The sequence below is a fragment of the Pseudomonas putida group bacterium ESBL64 genome (assembly GCF_045277175.1).
Classification (GTDB): domain Bacteria; phylum Pseudomonadota; class Gammaproteobacteria; order Pseudomonadales; family Pseudomonadaceae; genus Aquipseudomonas; species Aquipseudomonas alloputida.
The window spans coordinates 834,016-859,309 of record NZ_CP145799.1; the positions used below are offsets into that span (position 1 = coordinate 834,016).

A 25,294-nucleotide genomic window follows, 5' to 3' on the forward strand; every position below is an offset into this window, starting at 1 on the left:
AATAAAAGGAATTCAACCGTGGCCGCTGAAATTCAAGACAGCCGCTCCGCGCGCTTTGCCTTGCGCTGCTCCAACTGGGCTGAACGCTGGTTCCCCGACTCCTGGGTGTTCGCCGCGCTGGCGGTGCTGCTGGTGTGTATCGGCGCACTGGCCATGGGCGCCAAACCGACCGACACCGCCAAGGCGTTTGGCGACGGCTTCTGGAGCCTGATACCGTTCACCATGCAGATGGCCTTCGTGGTCATCGGCGGTTATGTGGTGGCCAGCTCGCCGCCCGCCGCGAGGCTGATCGATCGCCTGGCGCGCATCCCCGGCAATGGGCGCTCGGCAGTGTGCTGGGTAGCACTGATCTCGATGCTGGCCTCCTTGCTCAACTGGGGGCTGTCGCTGGTGTTTGGAGGTTTGTTGGTGCGCGCCCTGGCAAGGCGCACCGACCTGAAGATGGACTACCGCGCTGCGGGTGCGGCCGCTTACCTGGGCCTGGGTGCGGTGTGGGCGTTGGGCCTGTCATCCTCGGCGGCGCAGCTGCAGGCCAACCCGGCCAGTCTGCCACCTTCAATCCTGTCGATAACCGGGGTGATCCCGTTTACCGAAACCATCTTTCTCTGGCAGTCCGGCGTGATGTTGGCGGCACTGGTGGTGGTCTCGCTGGTGATCGCCTATGCCACCGCTCCGGGCCCGAACAGCGCACGTAGCGCAGAAGACTGCGGTGTCGACCCCAGCTTCACAGCGCCACCCGCGCCGCAACGCACGCGCCCGGGGGAGTGGCTGGAACACAGCCCGATCCTGATCCTGCTGTTGGTGGCCTTGGCTGCTGGCTGGCTGTATCAGGAGTTTGCGACAAAACCTGCGATTACCGCCATCTCGGGGCTCAACACCTACAACCTGTTGTTCATCATGCTCGGTGCTTTGCTGCACTGGCGCCCACGCAGCTTCCTTGACGCGGTGGCACGCGCGGTACCGACCACCACCGGTGTGCTCATCCAGTTCCCGCTGTATGGTTCGATCGCCGCTATTCTCACCCAGGTGAAGGGCGTCGATGAACAGACGCTGGCCCACCATATTTCACTGTTCTTCACCCAGATTGCCACCCATGACACGTATGCCGTGCTGATGGGCGTGTATTCGGCGGTGCTGGGCTTCTTCATCCCTTCAGGTGGCGGCAAGTGGATCATCGAGGCCCCTTACGTGATGCTGGTGGCCAACGACCTGCAGTACCACCTGGGGTGGGCCGTGCAGATCTACAACGCGGCCGAAGCTTTGCCGAACCTGATCAACCCGTTCTACATGCTGCCGCTGCTGGGCGTGCTGGGGCTCAAGGCGCGCGACCTGATCGGTTTCTCGTTCGTGCAATTGCTGGTGCATGTGCCGTTGGTGCTGGTGTTGCTGTGGGCGCTGGGTACAACGCTGCAGTACGTGCCGCCCGTGATGCCTTGATTCGAGGCCCCTGGAGACTTGGCGCCAGCTTTCAGACGCGTATCATGGCTGCCTCAGCCTGGGAAACCCGCGTCACATGTCTATCCGATTGAAACTGCTGCGTAAGAAACTGGGGATGACCCTGGAAATGCTGGCCGAAAAGACTGGCATGACCAAAAGCTACCTGTCCAAGGTCGAGCGCGGCCTCAACACGCCCTCGATCGCTGCGGCGCTGAAACTGGCGAGGGCACTGAACGTCAATGTCGAAGAGCTGTTCGCCGAAGAACAGCCCGGTCAGAGCCGCTACAGCCTGGTGCGCCGTACCGAGCGCCAGGCCTTGGTGGGCGATGGGCAAGGGCCGGGGTACGCGGCCCTCACCAGTCAGGTTGGCCAGCGCAGCCTGCTGCCGTTTCTGATTCAGCCGCCGTCCGAGTTCAGCGACCCCACGTTCAAGGAACACCAGGGCGAAGAGTTCCTGTTTGTTCACGCAGGCCAGGTGGAAGTGGATTTCATGAGTGAGCGGGTGTTGCTGGAGCAGGGCGACGCCCTGCATTTCAATGCCCAGACGCCGCACCGCCTGCGCTCGGTAGGTGCGACACCGGCGCAGTTACTGGTTGTGGTTCACCACGCAGACGAATGAAACCGCAGGGGGCAATCATGCCCCCCACGTGTTCTCAGCTGTGAAACGCCATGTTCATCGCATCATCCCTCCCTTGCATAATCTGCATGCCGTTTTTTTGACGAATGCGCCCATCGCTCATTGAATTTTATTATGGTGTCGAATCATTGACGTAGTGTCATTGTGCCCATAAGCTCAAGTCAACAACGAAACAACTCCCGCAGCACAGCGCCAATAACTAATTGATTTTCCTGTTTTTAGGAGGGGAGTATGCGCACGACTCTGATAATCAAATCGATGTTCTTGCTGGTGATGCTAAGTGGTGCTGCCCGCGCAGCGGATTCGTATATAAATCAGAACAGTATCATTCCTGTTTCAACTGCAGGCTGGTTCTTTGCCTTTGCTGTGGTCGGTTTTGTTGCCGTTGCCAACCGCAGAAAGATCTGAGCCGTATACCGGGTACCTAAAGTGACCCATTGCTGCGAGGCCACAAGCATGGCTTGTGAATTCTCCAACCGTTGCTATATTCCCAGTAGCCCGTAGGACCAACATTTACAAGGCGTTGCAGCCACGTCTGCAGCGTCAAGGCAAGGGCCTCCAGGAAGGTCGAGGCCATCGCGGCAGCAGTGCGCCGTGAAGCGGAGCGAGAGTTGGTGTGTTGTTCTCATTCAGTGCTCTTTGTCGGGCCATTTGGCCGGAGGGACCCTCATGGTGCGTTCAATGTTTGCCGCTTTCTGCATGCTGACGGTGTGGTCTGGCGCCGGTAACGCCGACCAGAGCAGTGCTGCCTACCTGCTCAGCCCCGGCGATGTGGTGATGGTATCGGTGTGGCAGGAAGACAGCCTGCGTCAAGAAGCCACCGTACTTCCCGATGGCAGTATCACCTTCCCCTTGGCCGGGCGCATCAATGTTGCCGGGCTGGATGTGACGGCAGTGGAAAAGCAGGTCGCTGCCAAACTCGAAAAATTCCTCCCCGACCCTAACGTCAGCGTTGTCGTCAAAAGCATTGCCGGCAATATGGTCTATGTGCAGGGCAAAGTGATCAAGCCTGGGCCTGTGCAAATGGCAGGCCCCACGGCGGTATTGCAGGCGCTGAGCATGTCGGGTGGCCTGGACAAGTTTGCGGATGAAAGCGAAATCAAGGTGGTCCGCGGCACCGGTGCTTCCCAAAAGATCCTGCCCGTGCGATATAAGGACCTGGTGTCTGGGCGGGACATGTCCACCAACATCCAACTTCAGGCTGGCGATACGCTGGTCGTTCCTTGATCTTGCCTTTAATAAGAACATTTAATGCCTCTTCTTAGAACAACTCGCATTGCAACGGCAATCTTGGTCTTGCCGTTCACGGACGCGGTACTGGCGGCAAATTGGCAGTCTACGGTGGTGGTACCGACATCCGTCGAATACGACAGCAACCCATTGCTGCTGACCTCGGGGGAAAAGGGCATAACGCGCACGATCATCGCGCCGGACTACACCCTGATTGGTACTTTCGACCGTGACGAATTGAGGTTGGGGCTTGGCATGAATCTGCTGCGCTCGTCCGATACGGATATCGTCGATGACCGTGAAGACCCTGATATCAGCCTGGGTTGGCAGCGCACCACCGAGCGGGGGCGGTTCGGCCTGGTGGGGCGCTACAACGAAAGCTCGACGTTGTCGGGGACAGTACTGGATACCGGGGTGATTACCACCGACGGTACGCAGAAGCTTTACACCTTGACTGGCAACTGGAGCCAGGCGGTGACCGAGCGCAGTACCTTGAGCAACGAAACCACCTACAGCCGTGCCCGTTACGACATCAGCACGCTGACGGGCTACGACGAACTGGCGAACGTCTTCACCTGGACTTACGGCTGGAGTGAGCGGGCTGACCTGTATACCCGTTTTGGTGCCCGGCGCTATGAGCCCGAAGAGGACCTTACCGCCACTGCTTCCAACAGCTACAGCCCGGCAGTCGGCATCAAATACCAACTTGCCGAAGGCTTGAGCGCCGATGCCCATGTTGGCGTCAACCAAGTGTCAGGTGACGACGGCGGCCGGCGCGGGGAGGGTGGGGTTGCGTTGCTGTACACCGGCCCGCGTGCCGACGCCAGCCTCACCGCCGAGCGCAGCACGGTGGCAAGCGCTGAAGGCGGCTTCGCCGAACTGGACCAGGTGCGCGGTGTGTGGAGCTATGCGCTGACCGAGTTGTCCCGGGTCGGCGCCGACGCCGCGTGGCAAGACAGCAAAGGGCAGTCGCCCAACACGCTGCAGACTTACAGCGTATGGGCCAGCCGCCAGTTTTCGCCTTACTGGGACCTGCGCCTGTCGCTGATGTACAAGGAACGGCAGCAGGACCATGTACCGGATGCGACCGCTACGATCGTTGGTTTGACGTTGACGTACAGGTACCCCGACATCTGAACTGCAGGCAGGTGGCCCTATGAAGTCTGACTACGAGCTCTCCCTCAGAGATTACATCGCCATTATCAAGGACAGGGCCCTGGTGTTAGGGGTGAGTGCCGCAGTCATTCTCGCCGCGACCGTGGCCGTCGCGTTGATGGTGCCGCCGATCTACCAGTCGACCGGCACCATTCTGGTGGAATCGCAGCAGATTTCGCCTGAACTGGTGTCGACCAACAACACCAGCTTTGCCGATGAGCGCATCGAGGTGATCCGCCAACGGGTGATGACCCGCGACAACCTGCTGCGCATCATCGGCAAGTACGACCTCTTCGCCGACAAGCGCTTCAGCGAAAGCGACAAGATCGACCAGATGCGCAACGCGATCGTGGTCGAAACCCTTACCACCTACGTGCGCGGTCGTGGTGAAGCGACCGTGGCGTTCAATGTGTCGTTCGAGCACAAACAGGCACAAGTAGCCAAGGAAGTCGCCGATGAACTGGTGACGCTGTTCCTCAATGAAAACCTCAAGCAGCGCACCGAACGGGCCAACGAAACCACCGAATTCCTCACCCAGGAAGCCAACAAGCTGGGTGCCGAGCTGGCCAGCCTGGAGAACCAGCTGGCCGATTTCAAGCAGGCCCATGCCAATGCCTTGCCCGAGCACCAGACCCTGCGCATGAACATGCTGTCGCGGGCGGAGCTGGAATTCCGTGAGGTCGACCGTGACTACAAGGCTGCCCAGGAAGAGCTGCGCTACCTGGAACTGGAGCTGTCTGCGGCCAATGCCGGCCTTGCCACCAAGGTTGTCGAGGGCGCCCGGCCAACCCGTGCCGACCTGCCCGAAGACCTGCCAAGCCTGAAAGCCGAATACGCGCAGCTGCTGACCCGCTACAAGGACGCCCACCCGGATGTCGTGGCAGTCAAGCGCAAGATCCAGGCGCTCGAAGCCAGTGGTGGTCGCACTGCGGCAGCGTCCACGGTCAGCCTCGACGCGGCCCGTGTCCGCGCCAAGATGAGTGCCGCCCAGGTGCGTATTGCCTCGCTGGCAGAGCAAAAGCGTGAGCTGACCCGGAAAATGGAAGGCTATGAAGCCGAGATCCTCGAGGCACCGCAAGTCGAGCGTGGCCTGGTGACCTTGATGCGTGACCACGACAACGCGCGCAAGAAATACGAAGAGATTCGTGCCAAGGAAATGGGCGCAAAGATTACCGAAAGCCTCGAGCAGGAAAACAAGGCTGAACGCTTTGTGCTGCTGGAGCCTCCTCTGTTGCCTGAGAAGCCGATCAAGCCTAACCGCAAGAAAATCGCTGCGCTGGGCCTGGTGCTGGCACCGGCCGGTGGCGGTGCGCTGGTGATGCTGCTGGAAATGCTCAATCAGCGCGTGCGCGGCGTTGGCGCCCTGGAAAACCTGCTGGGCAAACGGGTGCTGGTGGCACTGCCCTATATCGATACCCGGGCCGACGTGGCCCGCCGCAAGCGCTGGCGCAATCGTCTGATCCTGGCGGCACTGGCGTTGGCAGCTATCATGATAGGGCTGGTGCACGTGTTCTACATGCCACTGGATGTGCTGTTGTACAAAGTCATGTCTCGGTTTGTATAGGGAAAGCAGTGATGGACAGGATCAAGCCGGCTGTTGGCAACAATATTCATCAGGTTACCCCGGGTACCCCCCAGGCACTGTCTCCCGCCCCCGGTACGGCGCTGGCCGAAGTGCCGGGTCAGTTCGATTACGTGAACACCAAGGTGGTGCCGCTGCGTGCAGACCACCTGGAGCGTAACCGCATCGTGGCGTACAACAAGAACTCCAACATGAACGGGCCGATCGACCTGTTGCGTACGCAGGTGCTCAGGGCCATGGACGAGAACGGCTGGCGTACCTTGGCTATCACCTCGCCAACGCCGGAAGCGGGCAAGACAATGCTGGCGATCAACCTGGCCATGAGTATTGCCCACCACACCACCAAGACTGCGTTGCTGGTGGACTTCGACCTGCGTCGGCCCAAGGTCGGCAGTTACCTGGGGCTGCCCATGGAGCAGGCACTGAACGAGTTTCTGACGGACAAGGCCGAGTTGCAGGACTGCCTGGTCAACCCCACCTTGCCGCGCTTCGTGGTGCTGCCAACGCGGGTACCCGTGCCCCTGTCGACCGAGATGCTGTCCTCGCCCAAGGTGAACAACCTGATTGGTGATTTGCGCAACCGCTACGAATCGCGCATCTGCATTTTCGATTTGCCACCGCTGCTCAGCTCGGACGATGCGATCACCGTGTTACCCAAGTTCGACTGCGTGTTGCTGGTGGTGGCCAACGGAATGAACAACAAGAAGGAAATCGAGGATTGCCTGCATCACCTGGGCACGGTGAACCTGATCGGGACAGTGTTGAACAAGGCTGACGAACAGCCGCGCACCTATTACTGAGCCTTCTGGCAATGCGCCTGTAGACGCCGCCTTGTGCTGCGCCTACAGGAAGCCGAGGGCAACTCAGCGCTCCCAGGGATACTGCAACTCCCACTGCCACGCATGCCGAACAATCTGCTCAAGCGAGGCGAATGCCGGGCGCCAGCCCAGCACCTGCATGGCTTTGCTCGCATCCGCCACCAGCCGTGGCGGGTCGCCGGCGCGACGCGGTGCGTCAAGGGCATTGATCTGTCGCCCGGTCACTGCCCGGGCCGTATCGATCACCTGCTGCACCGAAAAGCCCAGGCCATTGCCCAGGTTGAACGCTGCACGCTCGCCACCGTCTAGTAAATAATCCACTGCCAGTGCATGGGCCGCCGCCAGGTCTGCCACATGCACGTAGTCGCGTATGCAGGTGCCATCCGGTGTGTCGTAGTCGCGACCAAACACTGTCACCGCCTCACGCCGGCCAGATGCAGCCTGCAGGATCAAGGGGATCAGATGGGTTTCCGGTTCATGACGCTCGCCTAGCTGGCCTTCCGGGTCAGCGCCCGCTGCATTGAAATAGCGCAGGCATACCGACTTCAAACCATAGGCCCGGTCGAAGTCCTCAAGAATCTGCTCGACCATCCATTTGCTCAACCCGTACGGGTTGATCGGTCCCTTGGTGTGCGCTTCATCGATCGGCACGTACTGCGGGTTGCCGTAAACGGCGGCACTCGAAGAAAACACCAAGTGCCTGATGCCGGCATTGACCATGGCCTGCAGCAGGGAAAGGGTGGCTGCGACGTTGTTCTGGTAGTACTTGCCAGGCGCGCTGACCGACTCGCCCACTTGAATGAACGAGGCGAAGTGGAACACCGCATCGAAGCGACACACGCCAAACAGCACATCCAGTGCGGCTTCGTCGGCGATGTCGAGCTTGGCCCACTGGATACCGGGGCCAGGTGAGACCAGGTCCGCCACCAGCACTTCATGGCCGGCGGCGAGCAGGTGCTTGACCATGTGCGAGCCAATGTAGCCCGCACCACCCACAACCAGATATTTCATCCCTACCTCCTGGAATCTGCTGTTTACAGACGCAGTGAACACTCCCTGACACGTGCAGGTGGGATGATCAGCTACAGGTGACCTGAGCGTAGATGGCCATATGCTCTATTTCAAGAATAGCCAATTGGACATGTAGGTACCGTCGAAGGTAATGGTGTATTGCCCATCCTTGTAGGCCACTGGCAGCGGCTTCAGCTGTTCCCGTGCATCGCGGGCGAACAGTTTCAGGCCGGCGGGTGCCTTGATGTCCAGGCGGCCTTCAAGGGGCTCGACATTGAACGGCGTCTTGTCATCGGCCTTGGGCATGGCACGGGTGCCCAGAGACAGCAGAAGCTCGCGCGACTGGCCCAGTGGCTTGCCGTCCAGGCTCTGGACCACGACGCTGGCGTAAGGCGTTTTCGCTTGTACCTGAATGGCACCCAGGTTGACCGGGCGGCCGCCCAGCCAGCCGCTGGCGGCCTGGGTCAGTGGCGTGTCGATGGTGTAGATGCCTTGTTGCCAGTTGCGCCTGAGCTCGCCTGTATCGGTCACCGACTCGGTGGCATCGGCGGCCAGCAGCGATTGCCCCGGGTCATGCAGCACTTGCGCGCCTGCCGGGATGGGCGCGGGTTTTAGCCAGGGCAATTGCGGCGTGTGTGGCAGGGCGATCTGCAACTGGCCCTTTTCCATGGCCGTGCGCAGCAGCGGTGAGTTACGCGGGGTGATTTCCTGGTTGTACAGGGTGTCAGGTGTCGGTGCGAACACGTAGCGAGTGGTGGCGGGTTTCACGTCCGCACGGCGATAGAGCAGGGCAGCGGCGGGCAGGGTGGCGATCATCGCCGGGTCGTTGTACGCGTGCCAGTTGTCCGCCGTGCGCCAACCTGGGTTGAATGCTTGTTGGCTGTAGGCGTATTGCAGCATGGCGTCCCAGCCTTGGTGGCTGGCAGTGCCGGCGATGTAAATGGGGAGCGAGTGACGGTCCGGCAGCGGGAAGGGCTCGGCGTTCCACTCGGTAACGGTCAGCGGTTTGCCGACGACCTGGGCGGCAGCAATCCAGTCGATCATGCCGTCGCTGGTCAGCGGGTTCTTCTCCAGTTGGCCTGCGTCGCCGTAGCTGTGGGCGTCGATGACATCACCAACGCTCAGTGCCGGCAGTGCGCTAAGCCCATTGCCGCCCCAGGTGCTGGTGGTCGCAATGGGGACTTTCACGCCCACGCTGCGCAAGTGGGCGATCATGTCGGCATTGAAGCGTTGTTCCAGCTCGTTGAGCAACAGCTTCGACGGCCCATGCTCCCAGGCACGCCAGGTCAGGTCGGTGGGCAGGTCAAACTGTTTGGCAAAGGCCTTGGCTGCGGTCATGTAGCGCTCGCTGTGGCGCGGTACATCCTTGTTCGGCATCAGGGCGTTGCCGTAATGCTGGGTCAGGTCATTCTCGTTGGTGATCAGCACGGCGGCGATGGCCGGGTCGTCCTTGTAGGCCAGGCCCGTGTATTCGTTCACATGGGTCAGGTACTGCTCGGCGAAGCGTTTCATCGCTTGCTGGATACTGTCGTTCACGTAGGCGTAACCCTTCAGGTCGACGCGACCATCCTGCTCGGGCAGCTCCTTGAAGTCTTCGATATTGTCGTTGGCGGTAAACGCACGCTGCACATGCATGTCCAGCCAGATGTAGATGCCTTCGTCCTTGAGTGACTTGATCCACAGGTCGAGCTTGCGCAGCGATTCGGTGCTGAGCTGCTGGGTATCGCGCACCAAGGTGCCGTCGCCAAATACGTTGGGGCTGACCCAGGGCGAGTCGTGGTGATGCAAGCGCACCAGGTTGAAACCCAGTGCCGAGAGGCGTTTGGCCTGTTGGCGTATTTCGTCGTCGGGGCTTTTGAACAGCGAGTAGGCCGACAGGTTGGTGCCCCAGAAGCGTATTGGAGTATTGTCGGCGAACATCAACTGGTCGCCGACCGCCTTGACGAAGCCACGCTTGCCGGCGGGTTTTTCCGCTGCGTTGAGGAACGACAGGTCCACCGGCGAGGTGCGCCAGTCCAGTTGGTCATCAGGCCACTTGGCGGGGTCTGCCAGGCCGAAGCGCTCGGTGGGCGTCGGGCCGAGTTCGATGTCGCCGGTCACGTTGAGCATAGCCTTGAGCTGCTGGCGGCCGGCGCTGATCGGGTCCTTGTAGAGGAATGCGCGCAGCTCGGACGGGTTGCCGCGCTCGAAATAGACCTTGGCCAGTGGCGGGTCGAAGCGCATTTCGATGCGGCGACCCTGGTCGGCCTTGCCCCACGTCCAGCCGCGGTTGTCGGGCAGCAACTGCGGGGCCCCCATGTCGCCGGCGATTTGTGCCGGATCGAACTGGAACACCAGGCCGCCACCCATGACACCGTTCTGGCGGCTGTGGGCGTCGAGGTCGAAGGCCCAGCTCAGGGTTTGTGCCTGTTCCTTACGGATGTCAGCCTGCAGGTCGAAGTCCAGTTCCTTGTTCTTGCCCCGCAGCGTGTAGTGGTAAGGGCCATTGACCTTGAAGTCGGTATAGAAACCGGTCCAGCTCCAGTTGGCAGCCCAGAAATCGAATTTGGCCTTCATGACCGGGCCACCGCCGTGTGTCACGGTAGGCAAGCCATTTTGCTCATCGACACTGACCTGCCAGTCTGAAGCCCAGCTGGCCAGCGGCAGCAGGGCCAGGCCGGCAATGGCCGAAAGGCGCACGTAATGACGCAGGGACAGCCTATTCATGAGCATTACCTGGGTTGTAGGTCGGGTTCTGCCAGCTCAACGGCCGGGCTGTTGTGCAGGCGGCGAACCATCTGGATGTAGGCCACGCCCAGCCCTGCGATAGACCAGTACACCACCGGGATGAAGGTGATGCTGCTGACGGTGAAGATGATGACCAGAATGCCGATCAGCGTTGCCAGCAACACCCGGCCGAGCTGTCGTCGTTCGTCATCCTTGTCGGCAAAACTGAGCATGGCCCTGCGGATACCCAGCAGCAGCACGGCAAAGAACGCCACGAACAGGCCTAGCCCGACCAGGCCGGCCCGCAGCGCCAGGTTGATGTAGGTGTTGACGATATCGATGATGCCTTCGCCCTGGATCATCGCCTGCATTTCGGGTGTGTTACGGAAATCGAAGGAGCCGAACAATGGGTTGCGCTGGATGACGATCCAGGCGTTGTCCATCAGCCGCTCGCGGTAGGTGATGTTCTCTTTCTCGATGCTGCCGATGTACGGCAACAGGTCCAGCACCTTGTCGCCGCCAGGCACGACAGTCAGCAAGGGCAACGCCAGCATGCCAGCCGCACCCAGCAGCGCCAGGCGCTTGACGGCGCCTTTGCCCAGGGCAATGAACACCACCACGATGACCACGGCGCCGATCCACGGGCCACGCGACAATGGCGCGAACAGCCCGGCGGCCAGCAGCAGGGCGCCCATGGCCCTGTGCAGCGGACGTTGCACATAGCCTTGCACGAACAGGAACAGGCCGATGGCCACGCTCATCACGTAACCCAGTACGATCGCCTGGCCGGTGGTGACGCTCGCCCGCAGCGCACCGCCGCGGCTCAGGTAACCGGACATGCTCCATGGCACGCCCATAGCGTCGACCAGCGCGCTGTACAGTAACCAGTGGCGCACATACTCGGCCACAGCGATCAGCGCCATGACGAAAGAGACGAGTACGAAGGCCAGTAGGGTGTCCTTGAAGTCGCTGATCTGACGCAGGCCACGGCTGGCCACGTAATACGGCAGGAGTACGTCGACATACAGGTACAGCGCCTGGCGCAGCGTGTCGGTAGGGGTGGTTTCGCGCAAATAGAGCACGCTCAGCAGCAGCAGGCCGGCCGCCAGCAATTTATCAGCCCAGGTGCGGCCAAAGCGCAGGGTGTCACCTTGGCGGCGCAGGTGCAGCGCGGCCGGCAGCAGCACGCACAGGCTCAGCAGGCGAATATGGTTCAGGTCAACGAGGTAATTGACCACGCCAAACCCGGGCACCTGTACCGACGCTGGCGGGATCAGGAACAGCAGCATGTAGAACAGCGCCATGGGGTTGTGCTCGCGGCGCCCGGCCAGCAACAGGACGACCGCGCCCACGCCCAGGTACAGCCAGAAGCTGTGCGAGAAAAAAGCCAGCAGGGTCAGCAGGAACCACAGATTACGCCGGCGCTTGTAGTCACTGAGCGGAATCAGGTCGGTGGCAGGCCGCCGGGCCATCAGGAAGACCACGCTCGCCAAAAACAGGATGACGATCAACGCACGAAAATGTTCAGGCATCGGCTATGTACACCTTTCCCTTGGTGGGCAACGGCTAGCATCGTGGCTAATTGAAACTATAGTGACTTTTAGCCAATCAGTCAGAGATTGAAGTCATGCCGTCGATTGATGTGTCAGCCGCCGCGAGCCTGCGCAAGCGGGCCCTGAGGGCCGGGTCATGGAACCTGGTCTCGCAGGTGGCTTCACAGGTGATGCGCCTGGGCGGCAATCTGATCATGGCCCGCTTGCTGCTGCCGGAAATGTTCGGCGTGATGGTCATTGCCACCACTGTTTCGATACTGCTGCATTTGCTTTCCGATGTGGGCCTGCGCCAGAACATCATCCAGAGCCACCGTGGTGACGATCCAGATTTTCTCAATACCGCCTGGACCGTGCAGATCATCCGCGGTTTCCTGCTGTTTGCCCTTACCCTGCTGCTGGCCCTGGGGGCTTGGTTGGCGCAACTGGCTGAGCTTTGGCCAGCAGACTCTACCTATGCCGCGCCCGTACTGCCGATGGTACTGGCGGTCACCGGCCTGTCGGCGGCCATCTGGGGTTTCCAGTCCACCAAGATAGATGTGGCGGTACGCACTTTCCAACAAAAGCGCGTGGTGTTGGTCGACCTTGCCTCGCAGGTGGCTGGCCTGGTGGTGATGCTGGTACTGGGCTTGCTGACCCATTCGATCTGGGCGCTGGTGTTATCAGGCCTGGTTTCGGCGGTCGTCTGGACCGTGCTGGGGCATACCGCCCTGGAGGGGCCCAACAACCACCTGCGCTGGGACCGTTCGGCGCTGACCGAGCTGATCGTGTTTGGCCGCTGGATCCTGTTGTCGTCGATGGTCGGCGTGCTGGCGATGTACGGCGACCGCATATGGTTTGGCGCCAGCATGTCGGCGGCGCAACTGGGTGTGTATTCGATCGCCGTGCTGATCCTGGGTGCGGTGCAGACCGCGCTCATGAAAATTGTCGGCGCGGTGGCGCTGCCTGCTTTCAGCGAGGCGGCCAGGGCCGACGACAAGCCGCGCCTGAAAGCGCTGTATTTCCGCTTTCGGCTGTTGGTCGACCTGCTGGTGCTGTTCATCTGTGGCGGTTTCCTGACCGCCAGCCCGCTGCTGATCGGCTGGATGTATGACGATCGCTACCGCGAAGCCGGACCGATGCTGGCGATTCTCTCGCTATCGTTCATCGTATTGCGCTATACCTTGGCTCATCAGGTGTGGATTGCCTTGGGCCTGACCAAGTACCAGGCCATGGACAACATTATCCGCCTGGTCTCGTTATGGGGGCTGTTGCCGCTGTTACTGGCGATTGGCGGGGTGGAGTGGGCCATCTGGGGGGTTGCCCTGCATGCTGTGCCAACGCTGGTGCTGGTTGTGTATGTGAACTGCAAACTGGATATCTTCAGCCTCAAACGTGAGCTGGTGGTACTGCCGATGTTGCTGGTCGGGGCGCTGTGCGGGGCACTGTTGACGGCCTTTTTCAACTGGCTGTAGCGCAGTTTGCTGGGTGTAACTTTCATGGCTACAGGTCACGGGATCATGGAGAAGCTCACTTTTTGTAATGCGCAGTTGGGTCGTAGAGGTTTTCTCCAGAGTTGTGTCTTGCTCAGTGTGGGGGGGGCGGTGTTCGGCGCCTCGGCGGCCGTTGCCGGCAAGCCGGTCGAAAAGCCCGGGTTCGTGGTAATCAACGGTTGGGTATTACCGTCCCGTTACTTCCGGAACGCGTCAGTATGATCAAGGACTTTCAGCAGCAGAAGGCGCTGCGCGACCACTATGACTTCTGCATCATCGGGGCCGGCCCGGCGGGTATAACCTTGGGCTTGCGCCTGGCAGCCGCCGGCTGGAGCGTCATGATCGCCGAAGGCGGGGGGCGCGAATATGCGCCGCACTCGCAAGACTTGTACGCGTGCTCATCCACCGGCCTGGAACTGTATGCCGAGGAAACCCGCCTGCGTTACCTGGGTGGCACCTCCAATCACTGGGCTGGCCGTTGCCGTCCATTCACCCCCTCGGATTTTGCCGTCGCCCCGCCAGGCAACTTGCCGGGTTGGCCAATTCCCTACTCGGAGATCGAAGGCTTCCTGCCGGCAGCGATGGAGATCGTCGATCTGGCGCCTGGCTCGGATTTTCGCGCGATGAATGCCGGCCTCAATGGTGGTGACTTCGAGGCGGACCGTTTTCTGCTCAGCACGCCGACACGCTTTGCGCAAAAGTACGCTTCAGCACTGGAGCAGACGCCAGGACTGGACGTATTCATCAACTGTAATTGCGTTGACCTGGAGTTCGACAAGGCTTCCGGCCACCTGGCTGCGGTGGTGTTGTCCGACTATGAGCGCAATCGTCAACGCCTGGTGGCTGGCAATTTCATTCTGGCCACAGGTGCCATCGAAAATGCCCGGCAGTTACTCAACAGCGAGACCTTGGTGGCTGCAGGCGTGGTGGGCAAGGAAGGGCTGGTCGGCGGGTGTTTCATGGAACACCTGAACATCGAAATGGGCACTTTTATCCTTAAGTCCGGGCAGGACCCAGAGCCGCGCCAGTACTACACCACCGATGCTTTCGTCGACGAGTACAAGGCCGGTAAAGGCAATGTCACTGCTGTTTTGCTGGCCGATGTGCAGACCTATGGCCGAACTGCCGAGGTGAAGTATTTTCTCGAGAGCCTGGCCTGCGACATGGGGTTTGCCAACAAGGTCGCCTTCGTCGCCAAGTTCAGTTGCCCGGGTGACGGCGTGATCAGCACCATGATCGAGCAGTTCCCCAACCTGCACAGCCGTATTTCGCTGCTGGACGAGAAGGATGCGCTGGGCGTGGCCAAGGTCAATGTCAATTGGGTGCTGAGCGCCGAAGATCGGCACACCATCAAGTGCATTGGCAGCGAACTGGCCAAGCAATTCGCCGACATGGATCTGGGGTTCGTCAAACTCAACGATTTCGTCTACGACACCTCGATTCCGCTGAAAATGGCGCCCCATGCCCATCACATGGGCACCACGCGTATGGCCGCCTCGCCACAGTTCGGTGTAGTCGATGCCAATTGCAAGGTGTTCGGTACCGAAAACCTGTATGTCGCCGGCAGCAGCATTTTTGCCAAGGGCGGCGCCTCCAACCCGACCATGCCGCTGTTGCAATTTGCCGTGCGGCTGGCCGACCACCTCGATAACAAGATGAAAGCGGCCAGCAGCGCCGCTGCGTGATGCAGGTTGTACACGGGTGAGTGCGATGCGGTCAGCACCTAGAAGAACGAGACCGGAACGCCTCAGGACACTCCAGATTGTTCAGATCGCGAGGCCAGGCAGTATGAAGGGATGGATACGCAAGGCAGTGGCGCACTACGCCCATGCAACCGGGCGAGGGGGCAAATTCTACAGGAGGTTCTGTAACCCTTCTGGTCTCGAATGGGGGGCCTATCTGGCCCGTTGGGGCAACTTTCATTCGGTCGGCAGCAATTTCTACGTCAATACAGGCTGTAAGTTTCTCGACCCGTCGCTGGTCCGTATCGGTAACAGCGTGGGCTTGTCCGACTGTACGTTGATCGGTCATGACGGGGTGGTATTGCTGATCGAGCATCGCTTTGGCAAGCACCTGGATTCGGTCGGATTCATCGACATCAAGGACAATTGCTTCATCGGCCATGGTGCGATCGTGATGCCTCGCGTGACCATCGGGCCCGAATCCATCGTGGCCGCAGGGGCGGTCGTGACCAAGGACGTGCCGCCAGGCACCGTCTATGGTGGCAACCCTGCGGAGTTCATTTGTACCACCGAGCAGTTGATCAAACGGGTCGAGGCACGTTGCGAAGCCTACCCATGGATAGACCTGGTGAAGCAGCGCAACGGTGCCTACGACCCGGAAGTGGAACCGTTACTGATGGCGCAAAGACGCCAGTATTTCTTCGGGGACAGCTGAAATGACTAGCAAACCTGTGGATGTCATGGTGGTCAACTTCAATACCGCTGGACTGCTGCAGCCGATGTTCGATGCACTGCGCCGGGCCGACAGCGAGCGGCTGGCCAGTTACCTGGTGGTCGACAATGCCTCGCGCGATGACTCGGTGCAGCGCATGGCCCAGGTGTGCCCCGAGGCTCTGCTGCTGAGCAACAAGCAGAACGTGGGGTTCGGCCGGGCCAACAACCAGTTGTTGGCGCACCTCAAGGGCAAGTACGCCTTGCTGCTCAATACCGATGCCTTCGTTGCCGCCGACTCGCTGCAAAAAACGCTCGACTACATGGACGCCCACCCGGAGTGCGGCGTACTGGGGGTGCGCCTGGAGGGTCGCGATGGCGACCTGCAACCAAGCTGTCGCTACTTCCCCACGCCGCTCAATGTGTTCGTTGGGCGTACCGGGTTGGGGCGGTTCTTCCCAGGGGTGAAGATGGTCGACGACATGAACTGGGACCACGCCTCGGTGCGCGAGTGTGACTGGTTGCCCGGCTGCTTTTACCTGGTGCGCCGCGAAGTGCTCGACAGGGTGGGGCTGTTCGACCCGCGCTACTTTCTTTATTACGAAGAGGTGGACCACTGCAAGCGGGTGAAGGAGGCTGGCTGGAAAGTGGTGTTCTACCCGCATACCACGGTGGTGCATATCGGTGGCGAAAGCTCCAAGTCGGTGGCGGAGCTGGAGGCTGCCAGCCGGCAGATCTCGTCCTATCAGATCGAAAGCGAGTTGCTGTACTTTCGCAAGCATCACGGGGTGGCGGGGCTTGCCCTGCACATGCTGCTGGTGACGCTGGGCGACTTGGTGCTGGCACTCAAGGCGCTGTTGAAACGACGCGGCTGGGGCGCCATACAGGCCTGCTGGCGTCATTGCCAGGCAACCTGGTCTTTGCTGTTCAAGACCCGGTACGCCAGCCAACCGACAAGGTAGGTGAAGCCATGTTCGATAATATTCGCGCCGACCTGCGTGCCCATGGCGGGGACTGGGGCGCCCAGGGCTTCTGGGTATTGCTGGTGTACCGCTTTGGCCGCTGGCGCTATACGCTGCGCCCGGCACTGCTGCGCAAACTGTGCTCGCTCATCTACAAGGTGCTGTTCAAATTCGTCCAGATCATCACCGGTATCGAACTGCCGTGCGAGGTGGTGATCGGGCGCAACTTCGTCATCGATCATTTTGGCGGCATCGTTGTCAGCGGCTATGCCCGCTTCGGCGATGACTGCCGTATCCGCAACGGCGTGGTGGTGGGCCTGAAGAATGTCGACGAGCCGATTGCCCCGGTGTTCGGCAACAACGTCGACATCGGCACCGGGGCCAAGGTGCTGGGCAGTATTCGCATCGGCAACAACGTGATCATCGGCGCCAATGCCGTCGTGCTGGTAGATGTGCCTGACAATTCACTGGCAGTGGGGGTGCCGGCCATCATCAAGGCCCGGCAACCGGCCGCCACGGCGTCGGTCGAGTGAGGCCTATGGCAACGGTGATCGGGGTGGTGGTAATCGGCCGCAATGAAGGCCAGCGTCTCGAGCGCTGCCTTGTTTCGCTGGCGCACGGGGCGGACAAGGTCATGTACGTCGACTCGGGTTCCACCGATGGTTCGCTGCAGTTGGCCGCCAACCTTGGCGTGGCAGTACTGGCGCTGGACATGAGTATCCCGTTCACCGCCGCACGCGCCCGCAATGAAGGTTTTGCCGCCTTGCAGCGCCTGTTGCCATCGATGCAACTGGTACAGTTCGTCGATGGCGACTGCGAGGTGAATGCCAGCTGGCTGGCCACGGCGCAGGCTTTTCTTGAGCAGCACCCCGCCGTGGCAGTGGTGTGTGGTCGCCGGCGTGAGCGCTTTCCGCAGCGGTCGGTGTACAACTTGCTGTGCGACCTGGAGTGGGATACCCCGGTCGGTGAGGCCAAGGCCTGTGGCGGCGATGCACTGATGCGGGCAGACGCTTTTGCAGCTGTGGGTGGCTTCCGGCCTGACCTGATTGCCGGAGAAGAGCCTGAACTGTGTGTGCGTTTGCGGGCCAACGGCTGGAAAATCTGGCGACTGGCTGCCGAGATGACCCTGCACGATGCCGGCATGACCCGTTTCAGCCAGTGGTGGCGGCGTAGCCTGCGTGCTGGGCACGCCTATGCCGAGGGCGCCTACCTGCATGGCCAGCCACCCGAGCGGCATTGGCTGCGTGAGTCACGTCGGGCCTGGTTGTGGGGCCTGGGCATACCTTTGGTGATCGCGCTGGCCTGCCTGCTGCTGGGCGGCTGGGGCCTGCTCTTGCTGTTGATCTACCCACTGCAGGCCGTGCGCCTGGCCCGCCGCGGCGGCAAGTCGACGCGCGAGAACTGGCTGCAGGCTGTGTTTCTGGTGTTGGGCAAATTCCCGGAAATGCTCGGCCAGCTGAAGTTCCTGCGCCACCGCCTTGCGGCTGGCAAATCGGCTTTGATCGAGTACAAGTGAGAGAAACCCATGATGCTCGGCACCCTCGTGAAAAGCGTGTTTATCTTGCAACCGGGTTACTCGTTGCGGGCGATGCACAACAAGTACAAGTTGGCACGGCAGATCGCCAGGCAGTGGCCTGAGCTGAACGGGTTCATGCAGCGCATGACGGCGGCGCTGGGCCCGCATGGTTTGCAGCGCCTGGGTGTGGATTGTATCGGTGTCGTGCAATGGCCTTACATCAGCCGATGCTGGGAGGCGCCACAGCGTCTGGAGGTGGTGGCTGCGCACTTTGAACAGGTGGCTGGGCAGTTCCCGGCGTTGCTGTTGCTGGGGCGCGACGAAAACCTGAAGTTGTGTGACCTGTCCAGCCACTCGCCGGGCTGTTGCCTGGTACTGGACCGGCCAATCTGGTTCAAGCGCGAAGGCGAGCTGGTGCTGAACCTGTTCCAGGCCGACCTGCGTGTGGCATCCCTGGCCTTCACCCTGGGCCGCAGCCAAGGTGAGACCAGCCTGTTCATCGGTGCGGTGCAGGGTATTCACAAAGGTATCGACAGCGAAACCTCACTGGCTATCTACCGTGACCTGACCAAGGACTTCGAAGGGTTGCGGCCACGCAGCCTGTTGCTCGAAGCGTTGAAATGCCTGGGCAGGACCCTGGGTGTGACACAGCTGTATGCCGTCAGTGACGCCTGCCGGCACCATCGCCATCCCTATTTTGGCAGCGACAAGGGCCAGGACCTGGCGGCCAACTACGACGTGATCTGGCAGGAACATGGCGCCACAGCGTCTGACCGTGAGGACTTTTTTACCCTGCCTCTAGCACCGGCGCAACGGGCGGAAGCTGACATTCCGGCCAAGAAACGGGCGATGTACCGCCGCCGCCAGGCATTGCTTGACGATGTTTTCACCCGCTTGCAGGCAGCATTGCCAAGCAGCAACCACAACCTTGGACTACAAGGAAAACAGGGGGATGCATTTGCTGTGAGTGCATCGGCAGTAGACAGGCCGCCCGTAGTCGACAGCCTGAAGTGAAGGTTGCCAGGGAAGGTTGGTCATCAAGCGGGTTTGGATCTGGATTCGTATGCATATTGCTTACTTCATCAATCAGTACCCGAAAGTCAGCCACAGTTTCATCCGTCGCGAAATTCTGGCGCTGGAGCGCCAGGGGGTTGAGGTGCAACGTATAGCCCTGCGTGGGTGGGACGCCGAGGTGCAGGATGCCGAGGACGCAACCGAACGGGGCAAGACCCGCTACGTATTGCAAGGTGGGCTCAAGGGGTTGTTGGCACCGACATGGCAAGTACTGCGTACGCAGCCGCGGCGGTTTTTCCAGGCGCTGGGGCTGGCCATGCGCCTTGGCCTGCGGGCCGACCGTGCCTGGCCCTACCACCTGGTCTACCTGGCCGAGGCCTGCCTGGTGCTGCAATGGTTGCAGGCTGGGGAGGCCACACATGTGCACGCGCATTTCGGCACCAACTCTACTGAAGTGGTCATGCTGGCCAACGTCCTGGGCGGGCCGGCATACAGCTTTACCGTGCACGGGCCGGAAGAATTCGACAAACCACAGTTCTTGCACATGGGTGAGAAGGTGCAGCGCGCCGCCTTTGTCGCGGCGGTGAGCTCGTACGGACGAAGCCAGCTGTACCGTTGGGTGGCGCACGAGCACTGGGGCAAGGTGAAGGTGGTGCATTGCGGACTGGAGCGTGGTTTTCATGAGGTGGCGCCAGTCGATGTGCCATCGGCGCCACGGCTGGTGTGTGTTGGGCGCCTGTGCGAACAGAAGGGCCAGCTGCTGTTGCTCGAAGCGGCGCGCTGTCTCGCTGCCCGGTCGATCACCTTCGAGCTGGTGCTGGCGGGTGACGGTGAAATGCGCGAGCAGATCGAGGCCTTGATTGCCCGGCACGGCTTGCAGCAGCAAGTGCGTATCACTGGCTGGATCAGCAGTGCGCAGGTACGTGAGGAAATCCTGGCCGCCCGTGCGCTGGTGCTACCCAGTTTCGCCGAGGGCTTGCCCGTGGTCATCATGGAGGCCATGGCCTTGCGCCGGCCCGTGCTCACCACCTATGTAGCGGGTATCCCCGAGCTGGTGCGGCCTGGCGAGAACGGCTGGCTGTTCCCTGCCGGCGCCGTGGACGAGCTGGCAACAGCCATGGCCGACTGCCTGGCGCAACCGGCCGAGGTACTGCAGCGCATGGGCGAGTTGGCCTACCAGCGTGTGGTGCAACGGCATGACATCGACACCGAGGCGGCCAGGCTGGCCGGCTATTTCAAGGCATACGCATGATAAGTGTATTGGGTTGGTTACTGGGCCTGTTGGCGATCATCGTCCTGGTACCGGTGTTGGTGCTGGTGCTGCAAGTGTTGCTGGCTTGCCTGCCGGCGCGGTCGAGGCCCAAGGGCATTGGCGAGCGCCCGCGAGTGGCGGTGTTGGTGCCCGCCCACGATGAGGCATTGATCATTCGCGCGATGCTGGCGAGCGTTACGCCGCAACTGCTGGACGGCGACCGCTTGCTGGTCGTGGCGGACAACTGTTCGGATGACACGGCCCAGTTGGCACGTGAGGCCGGCGCCGAAGTGGTAGAGCGCCACGATACGCGGTTGCGCGGCAAAGGTTACGCATTGGATTTCGGCGTGCGCCATCTGGCTCAGCGGCCGCCCGAGGTGGTCATCGTGGTGGATGCCGACTGCCAGGTGGGCGAGGGGGCGATCGATTGCCTGGCGCGCCGCTGCCACGCACTCGCCCGCCCGGTACAGTCGCTGTACTTGATGCGTGCACCGGCAGGTGCCGGGTTGCGGGTGCAAGTTGCCGAGTTTGCCTGGCGGGTCAAGAACCTGGTGCGGCCACGCGGCTGGGCGCGCCTGGGCCTGCCATGCCAGCTGATGGGCGCGGGCATGGCGTTCGGCTGGCACGATCTGAGCCTGATCAACCTGGCCAATGGTCATCTGGTCGAGGATGTGAAGCTGGGCCTGGACCTTTGCCAGCAGGGTAAACCGCCTGCTTTCTGCCCCGAGGCACTGGTCACTAGCCAGTTCCCGCTCAGCCAGCAAGGCCTCAACAGCCAACGCACCCGCTGGGAGCATGGCCATCTGGGCTTGATGCTTGCCGACGCACCCAAACGGGCGATGGCTGCAATCACCCAGCGCAACGCTAGCCTGGCGGCCTTGACCCTAGACCTGCTGGTGCCGCCCCTGGCGTTGCTGGTACTGACCTTGCTCGGGCTTAACCTGGTGACCTGGCTGGCGTACCTGCTGTTCGGCCTGGCGGCGCCCGCGTGGCTCGCCTTTGCCGGTTTGGCCTTGCTGGCCTTCGCCGTGATGTTGGCCTGGGCGCGCTTCTGCCGTGAAGTGATACCGTTCTCGGTGTTGTTGTACGCGCCGTTTTATGCGGCCAGGAAAATTCCCTTGTACCTGAGTTTCCTGATCAAGCGCCAGGTTGAATGGGTGCGTTCAAAACGGGATGACGACTGATGGATCAGTGGCAGAGTCGCTGGAAGCGTGTGATCGACCAGCTGGAAGTGATCGCTGATGGCGCCGCTGTACAGCGCCTTCTCGACCGCCTGGCTACGCCGGATACGGGCACCGTGCTGGGCTTCGTCAACGCCCATGCGATGAACCTGGTGGTGCGCGATGGTGGCTACAGCCAGGCACTGTCGGCCGCAGATGTGCTGCTGCGCGATGGCGCCGGCATGGCGATTCTGTATCGCCGCCTGGGCCTGGAACCCGGGCTGAACATGAACGGCACTGACTTCATTCCCAGGCTCATGGCTGCTTACCGAGGGCGCAAGGTCGCCTTCTGGGGCACCCGGCAACCCTACCTGGACCAGGCCGTGCGGCGCTGTGAAGCCGAGTTTGGCATCGTGCCGGTGTCGGTTCACGATGGTTTCGCCAGCCTTGAAACCTATTTGCAGTTGGCCCGCGAGCAGCAACCCGAGCTGATCGTGCTGGGCATGGGCATGCCCAAGCAAGAAGCGGTGGCAGCGGAGTTGGCAGTCACTGGCGGGCCATGCCTGATCGTGTGCGGTGGGGCGATCCTGGACTTCCTCGGCGGCAAGGTCAGCCGTGCCCCCGAATGGCTGCGGCGTTTGGGGGGCGAGTGGCTGTACCGCCTGCTGCGCGAACCCAAGCGCCTGTTCATGCGTTACGTGGTGGGCAATCCGCTATTCCTGTTGCGCACCCTGCTGTACCGGCGGGCGGCGGTTTCGGCCAGGCGGGCCCTATGAATCGGTCAAAGTTCGCACAAGCGGTGATTCCGGGTACGCCAGCAGCGGGTGGCTGCTACAGTGATATCAATCGCTTGAGGGCGCCACGCGCCTGCTGCACGGGTTTTGCGTAACCTGTTTTCAAGACTTGCTGTTTGATGGAAGGCACTTGCTACGCTCATTTTGATGAGGTCTGAAATGGTTTTCGAACCCAGAAGCAGTCGTTCCTTACTCCAGAGAAGAAGCAGTGTCAGTAACGCCATTCAGGCCGGCCTCGATGGTATTGCCGTCACCGGTATTGCCTGGTACCTGATCTACGACCAGTTCGGCTATATCACATCCGATTACGTGATCATGCTGCTGTTGCTGATTGGCGCACTGGCAGTCATTTATGATCATTACGCCATCTACCGCACCAACGTCGGGCTTTCGATCAAGGCGTTCCGTCTGTTCAAGGCCTGGTCGGCAACGTTTTGCTTCCTGGTCGTCATGGCGTTCCTGACCAAACAGAGCGAAACCTATTCACGGCTATTGGTGGTGCAACTGTTCGTCATTGGTTATGTCGCCCAGCTATTCTTGCATTTTGCCGTGCGCGAACTGCAAAAGCGCTTTAGTGCGCATGCGCGCCTGGACAATGCCCTGATCATCGGCAACGGTGACCTGGCCAACTTCCTGTATCAGAAAATCAGCAACAACCCGTGGTTTGGCGAACGAGTGCTGGGCTGCGTGCTGCTCGACAAAGGCGATGGGCAGGGGTTGGAGAGTGCCGAGGGCAAGCAGCGCCTGCCAGTGCTGGGGCATATTGGCGACCTCGACGAGCTGGTGGCCCAACACGGTATTCGTACGGTGTACCTGGTGACGCCACTGGGTGGCTCCGAGGTCATCAACGACGTTTACTTCAAGTTGCTCGACAAGTGCATTGCGGTGAACTGGGTGCCGGATATCTTCTCGTTGCGCCTGATCAACCACAGCGTGCGGGAAATTGCCGGCATTCCGGTGCTGACCTTGTCGGAGACACCCTTGACGGGCATGAGCCTGTTCTTGAAAAACCTTGAGGACCGGGTGCTGGCCGCGTTGATTTTGCTGTTTGCATCACCCGTATTGCTGGCTGTTGCGCTGGCCATCAAGATCGACAGCCGCGGGCCGGTGTTCTTCCGCCAGGAACGTACCGGCTGGACAGGAGAATCGTTCCGTATCTGGAAGTTTCGCAGCATGCATGTTCACCAACCGGAAGCAGGTGTGGTCAAGCAGGCGCAGAAGAATGACCCACGGTTGACCCGGGTCGGCGCCTTTATCCGGCGTACAAGCCTTGATGAACTGCCACAATTGTTCAATGTGCTGACCGGGGAAATGTCCCTGGTAGGGCCGCGGCCGCATGCCTTGCAACATGACACCTTGTATTCGCAGGATATCGTTGACTACTTTGCCCGCCACAATATCAAGCCCGGCATGACAGGTTTGGCGCAGGTGCGCGGGTTCAGGGGGGAGACCAAGGATATCGAGCAAATGATCCAGCGAGTCGACTCGGACATCGAGTACATCAACAACTGGTCGTTGTGGCTGGACTTCGTGATCCTGGTGCGCACGCTCAATGCCTTCACCGGTAAGCAGGCTTATTGAGCGAAGCGCTCCTGCTCAAGCGCGCCCAAGTGGCTATTCCTTGTTCAACGGATGCAACGCCCTGAACCCCCGCGCTTCTTCCACCAGCCAGTCATGCACCGCCCGCGCACCTGGCTGGTTCAAGCCGCCTGGCGGGTAATGCACCACATAACGCTTGTGGTTGGCGATCGGTACACCAAAGGGCACGATCAGTGCGCCGCGCTCCAGTTCGTCATTGAGCAGCGTGCGTCGTGCAATCGCCACGCCGATACCGGCAATCGCCGCCTCGATGGTCAGGTGGTTGCGGTTGAAAGTGTGCCCGCGCCGCACATCCAGGCCGGCGGCGCCGATGCCTTCCAGGTAGAACTCCCACTCGGCATATTCCGAACTGCCACGCCAGGCGGTGATGTCATGCAGCAGCGGGTAGTGCGCCAGGTCAGCGGGGCCGTGCAGCGGCGGGCGCCCGCGCAGCAGGGCAGGTGAGCACACCGGGAAGATCTGCTCGTCCAGCAGCGGCGTCGAGAGCATGCCTGGGTAGCTACCATCGTTCAGGTCGATGGCCAGGTCGAAGTCACCCGGGGTCAGCGCCTGGGCGCTGTCTTCGGCGACCAGGCGCAGTTCGATATCCGGGTAGCGCTGTTGAAAACGCGGTAAGCGCGGCGTGAGCCATTTGGCCAGGAACGAGGGGATCGAACGCACACGCAATGTGCCGCGGATTTCCCCCGCGTCCAGCCGCAGCAGCTCGGCTTCGATACTGCCGTAGGCCTCGGCCACCGTCTGGGCCAGCCGTTGCCCCTCGGCGCTCAGCTCCACGCCGCGCGCCCGGCGCAGGAACAGCCGGTAGCCCAGGCGCTCTTCCAGTTGGCGCATCTGCTGGCTGACCGCGCCCGGGGTGATGTGCAGCTCTTCGGCACAGCGGGTGAAGGACAAGTGCCGGGCTGCGCAGGCAAATACATGCAGCCAGACGAACATCTGACCATTGAGTTGTCGTCGCATCGTTTAGTACCACTAAAGGCTTGCTTAGGAGGTTTCGTTGGTCATCCGT

General features: G+C 61.1%; 22 protein-coding genes. 18 read left to right on the forward strand and 4 right to left on the reverse strand.

What is annotated here, in order from left to right; all coding sequences use genetic code 11:
• Positions 1-18: 18 nt before the first annotated feature.
• The 7 genes from V6093_RS03755 to V6093_RS03785 all read left to right on the forward strand — a co-directional run bounded on the left by V6093_RS03755 (position 19) and on the right by V6093_RS03785 (position 6,841).
• Positions 19-1,437, forward strand: a complete 1,419-nt coding sequence (locus V6093_RS03755; RefSeq protein ID WP_004576289.1) for a short-chain fatty acid transporter — start codon at positions 19-21, stop codon at positions 1,435-1,437.
• 76 nt (positions 1,438-1,513) lie between these two features.
• Entirely contained in the window at positions 1,514-2,056 is a 543-nt protein-coding gene (locus V6093_RS03760; protein ID WP_004374236.1) for a helix-turn-helix domain-containing protein, read from the forward strand.
• Between the two features lie 249 nt (positions 2,057-2,305).
• A complete protein-coding gene (eppA, locus tag V6093_RS03765) occupies positions 2,306-2,482 on the forward strand; it encodes an EPS-associated small membrane protein EppA (protein WP_004374238.1) in 177 nt (58 codons plus the stop codon).
• Positions 2,483-2,743: 261 nt separating this feature from the next.
• Complete coding sequence (locus V6093_RS03770) at positions 2,744-3,301, forward strand: polysaccharide biosynthesis/export family protein (protein ID WP_004374240.1); 558 nt, start codon at positions 2,744-2,746, stop codon at positions 3,299-3,301.
• 24 nt (positions 3,302-3,325) lie between these two features.
• The gene (locus V6093_RS03775) at positions 3,326-4,441 is read left to right on the forward strand and encodes a hypothetical protein (RefSeq protein WP_144000082.1); all 1,116 of its coding nucleotides are present in this window, start codon (positions 3,326-3,328) and stop codon (positions 4,439-4,441) included.
• 19 nt (positions 4,442-4,460) lie between these two features.
• Positions 4,461-6,023 (forward strand): Wzz/FepE/Etk N-terminal domain-containing protein, encoded by a 1,563-nt coding sequence (locus V6093_RS03780; protein ID WP_012052386.1) that lies wholly within the window; start codon positions 4,461-4,463, stop codon positions 6,021-6,023.
• Between the two features lie 11 nt (positions 6,024-6,034).
• Complete coding sequence (locus tag V6093_RS03785) at positions 6,035-6,841, forward strand: CpsD/CapB family tyrosine-protein kinase (RefSeq protein ID WP_004576287.1); 807 nt, start codon at positions 6,035-6,037, stop codon at positions 6,839-6,841.
• 63 nt (positions 6,842-6,904) lie between these two features.
• On the opposite strand, the gene galE is transcribed toward V6093_RS03785, so the two are convergent.
• From galE to V6093_RS03800, 3 genes are all read right to left on the reverse strand, one after another.
• Entirely contained in the window at positions 6,905-7,870 is a 966-nt protein-coding gene (galE, locus tag V6093_RS03790) for a UDP-glucose 4-epimerase GalE (RefSeq protein WP_012052384.1), read from the reverse strand.
• A gap of 105 nt (positions 7,871-7,975) precedes the next feature.
• Positions 7,976-10,576 (reverse strand): glycosyl hydrolase family 5, encoded by a 2,601-nt coding sequence (locus V6093_RS03795; RefSeq protein ID WP_406669707.1) that lies wholly within the window; start codon positions 10,574-10,576, stop codon positions 7,976-7,978.
• Between the two features lie 5 nt (positions 10,577-10,581).
• Positions 10,582-12,108, reverse strand: a complete 1,527-nt coding sequence (locus V6093_RS03800; RefSeq protein ID WP_265979302.1) for an O-antigen ligase — start codon at positions 12,106-12,108, stop codon at positions 10,582-10,584.
• Between the two features lie 95 nt (positions 12,109-12,203).
• On the opposite strand from V6093_RS03800, the gene V6093_RS03805 reads away from it, so the two are divergent.
• From V6093_RS03805 to V6093_RS03855, 11 genes are all read left to right on the forward strand, one after another.
• A complete protein-coding gene (locus V6093_RS03805) occupies positions 12,204-13,580 on the forward strand; it encodes an oligosaccharide flippase family protein (RefSeq protein WP_108079287.1) in 1,377 nt (458 codons plus the stop codon).
• Between the two features lie 236 nt (positions 13,581-13,816).
• The gene (locus V6093_RS03810) at positions 13,817-15,283 is read left to right on the forward strand and encodes a GMC oxidoreductase (protein WP_047602873.1); all 1,467 of its coding nucleotides are present in this window, start codon (positions 13,817-13,819) and stop codon (positions 15,281-15,283) included.
• Between the two features lie 103 nt (positions 15,284-15,386).
• Positions 15,387-15,995 (forward strand): acyltransferase, encoded by a 609-nt coding sequence (locus V6093_RS03815; RefSeq protein WP_014756650.1) that lies wholly within the window; start codon positions 15,387-15,389, stop codon positions 15,993-15,995.
• Between the two features lies 1 nt (position 15,996).
• Positions 15,997-16,953: a glycosyltransferase family 2 protein gene (locus tag V6093_RS03820; protein WP_144000085.1), complete on the forward strand. Its 957-nt coding sequence runs from the start codon at positions 15,997-15,999 to the stop codon at positions 16,951-16,953.
• An 8-nt stretch (positions 16,954-16,961) separates the two neighbouring features.
• The gene (locus V6093_RS03825; RefSeq protein WP_064492801.1) at positions 16,962-17,486 is read left to right on the forward strand and encodes a serine O-acetyltransferase; all 525 of its coding nucleotides are present in this window, start codon (positions 16,962-16,964) and stop codon (positions 17,484-17,486) included.
• A gap of 5 nt (positions 17,487-17,491) precedes the next feature.
• The gene (locus tag V6093_RS03830; RefSeq protein ID WP_012052376.1) at positions 17,492-18,469 is read left to right on the forward strand and encodes a glycosyltransferase family 2 protein; all 978 of its coding nucleotides are present in this window, start codon (positions 17,492-17,494) and stop codon (positions 18,467-18,469) included.
• A gap of 9 nt (positions 18,470-18,478) precedes the next feature.
• Positions 18,479-19,483, forward strand: a complete 1,005-nt coding sequence (locus V6093_RS03835; RefSeq protein WP_265979301.1) for a VirK/YbjX family protein — start codon at positions 18,479-18,481, stop codon at positions 19,481-19,483.
• Between the two features lie 49 nt (positions 19,484-19,532).
• Positions 19,533-20,735 (forward strand): glycosyltransferase, encoded by a 1,203-nt coding sequence (locus tag V6093_RS03840; protein WP_047602868.1) that lies wholly within the window; start codon positions 19,533-19,535, stop codon positions 20,733-20,735.
• Positions 20,732-21,919, forward strand: a complete 1,188-nt coding sequence (locus tag V6093_RS03845; protein ID WP_047602867.1) for a glycosyltransferase family 2 protein — start codon at positions 20,732-20,734, stop codon at positions 21,917-21,919. Before V6093_RS03840 ends, V6093_RS03845 begins: the two co-directional genes overlap by 4 nt.
• Positions 21,919-22,671 (forward strand): WecB/TagA/CpsF family glycosyltransferase, encoded by a 753-nt coding sequence (locus V6093_RS03850; RefSeq protein ID WP_047602866.1) that lies wholly within the window; start codon positions 21,919-21,921, stop codon positions 22,669-22,671. The genes V6093_RS03845 and V6093_RS03850 overlap by 1 nt, the downstream gene beginning before the upstream one ends.
• A 177-nt stretch (positions 22,672-22,848) precedes the next feature.
• The gene (locus V6093_RS03855; RefSeq protein WP_004374281.1) at positions 22,849-24,270 is read left to right on the forward strand and encodes an undecaprenyl-phosphate glucose phosphotransferase; all 1,422 of its coding nucleotides are present in this window, start codon (positions 22,849-22,851) and stop codon (positions 24,268-24,270) included.
• 33 nt (positions 24,271-24,303) lie between these two features.
• Here the strand turns inward: V6093_RS03855 and V6093_RS03860 are convergent, their stop codons facing one another.
• The gene (locus V6093_RS03860; protein WP_012052371.1) at positions 24,304-25,245 is read right to left on the reverse strand and encodes a LysR substrate-binding domain-containing protein; all 942 of its coding nucleotides are present in this window, start codon (positions 25,243-25,245) and stop codon (positions 24,304-24,306) included.
• Positions 25,246-25,294 lie beyond the last annotated feature (49 nt).

Coding starts and splice junctions, on each gene's coding strand:
- V6093_RS03760 (WP_004374236.1), top strand. CDS start 1,514: ATGTCTATCCGATTGAAACTGCTGCGTAAGAAACTGGGGATGACCCTG.
- eppA (WP_004374238.1), top strand. CDS start 2,306: ATGCGCACGACTCTGATAATCAAATCGATGTTCTTGCTGGTGATGCTA.
- V6093_RS03770 (WP_004374240.1), top strand. CDS start 2,744: ATGGTGCGTTCAATGTTTGCCGCTTTCTGCATGCTGACGGTGTGGTCT.
- V6093_RS03775 (WP_144000082.1), top strand. CDS start 3,326: ATGCCTCTTCTTAGAACAACTCGCATTGCAACGGCAATCTTGGTCTTG.
- V6093_RS03780 (WP_012052386.1), top strand. CDS start 4,461: ATGAAGTCTGACTACGAGCTCTCCCTCAGAGATTACATCGCCATTATC.
- V6093_RS03785 (WP_004576287.1), top strand. CDS start 6,035: ATGGACAGGATCAAGCCGGCTGTTGGCAACAATATTCATCAGGTTACC.
- galE (WP_012052384.1), bottom strand. CDS start 7,870: ATGAAATATCTGGTTGTGGGTGGTGCGGGCTACATTGGCTCGCACATG.
- V6093_RS03795 (WP_406669707.1), bottom strand. CDS start 10,576: ATGAATAGGCTGTCCCTGCGTCATTACGTGCGCCTTTCGGCCATTGCC.
- V6093_RS03800 (WP_265979302.1), bottom strand. CDS start 12,108: ATGCCTGAACATTTTCGTGCGTTGATCGTCATCCTGTTTTTGGCGAGC.
- V6093_RS03805 (WP_108079287.1), top strand. CDS start 12,204: ATGCCGTCGATTGATGTGTCAGCCGCCGCGAGCCTGCGCAAGCGGGCC.
- V6093_RS03810 (WP_047602873.1), top strand. CDS start 13,817: ATGATCAAGGACTTTCAGCAGCAGAAGGCGCTGCGCGACCACTATGAC.
- V6093_RS03815 (WP_014756650.1), top strand. CDS start 15,387: ATGAAGGGATGGATACGCAAGGCAGTGGCGCACTACGCCCATGCAACC.
- V6093_RS03820 (WP_144000085.1), top strand. CDS start 15,997: ATGACTAGCAAACCTGTGGATGTCATGGTGGTCAACTTCAATACCGCT.
- V6093_RS03825 (WP_064492801.1), top strand. CDS start 16,962: ATGTTCGATAATATTCGCGCCGACCTGCGTGCCCATGGCGGGGACTGG.
- V6093_RS03830 (WP_012052376.1), top strand. CDS start 17,492: ATGGCAACGGTGATCGGGGTGGTGGTAATCGGCCGCAATGAAGGCCAG.
- V6093_RS03835 (WP_265979301.1), top strand. CDS start 18,479: ATGATGCTCGGCACCCTCGTGAAAAGCGTGTTTATCTTGCAACCGGGT.
- V6093_RS03840 (WP_047602868.1), top strand. CDS start 19,533: ATGCATATTGCTTACTTCATCAATCAGTACCCGAAAGTCAGCCACAGT.
- V6093_RS03845 (WP_047602867.1), top strand. CDS start 20,732: ATGATAAGTGTATTGGGTTGGTTACTGGGCCTGTTGGCGATCATCGTC.
- V6093_RS03850 (WP_047602866.1), top strand. CDS start 21,919: ATGGATCAGTGGCAGAGTCGCTGGAAGCGTGTGATCGACCAGCTGGAA.
- V6093_RS03855 (WP_004374281.1), top strand. CDS start 22,849: ATGGTTTTCGAACCCAGAAGCAGTCGTTCCTTACTCCAGAGAAGAAGC.
- V6093_RS03860 (WP_012052371.1), bottom strand. CDS start 25,245: ATGCGACGACAACTCAATGGTCAGATGTTCGTCTGGCTGCATGTATTT.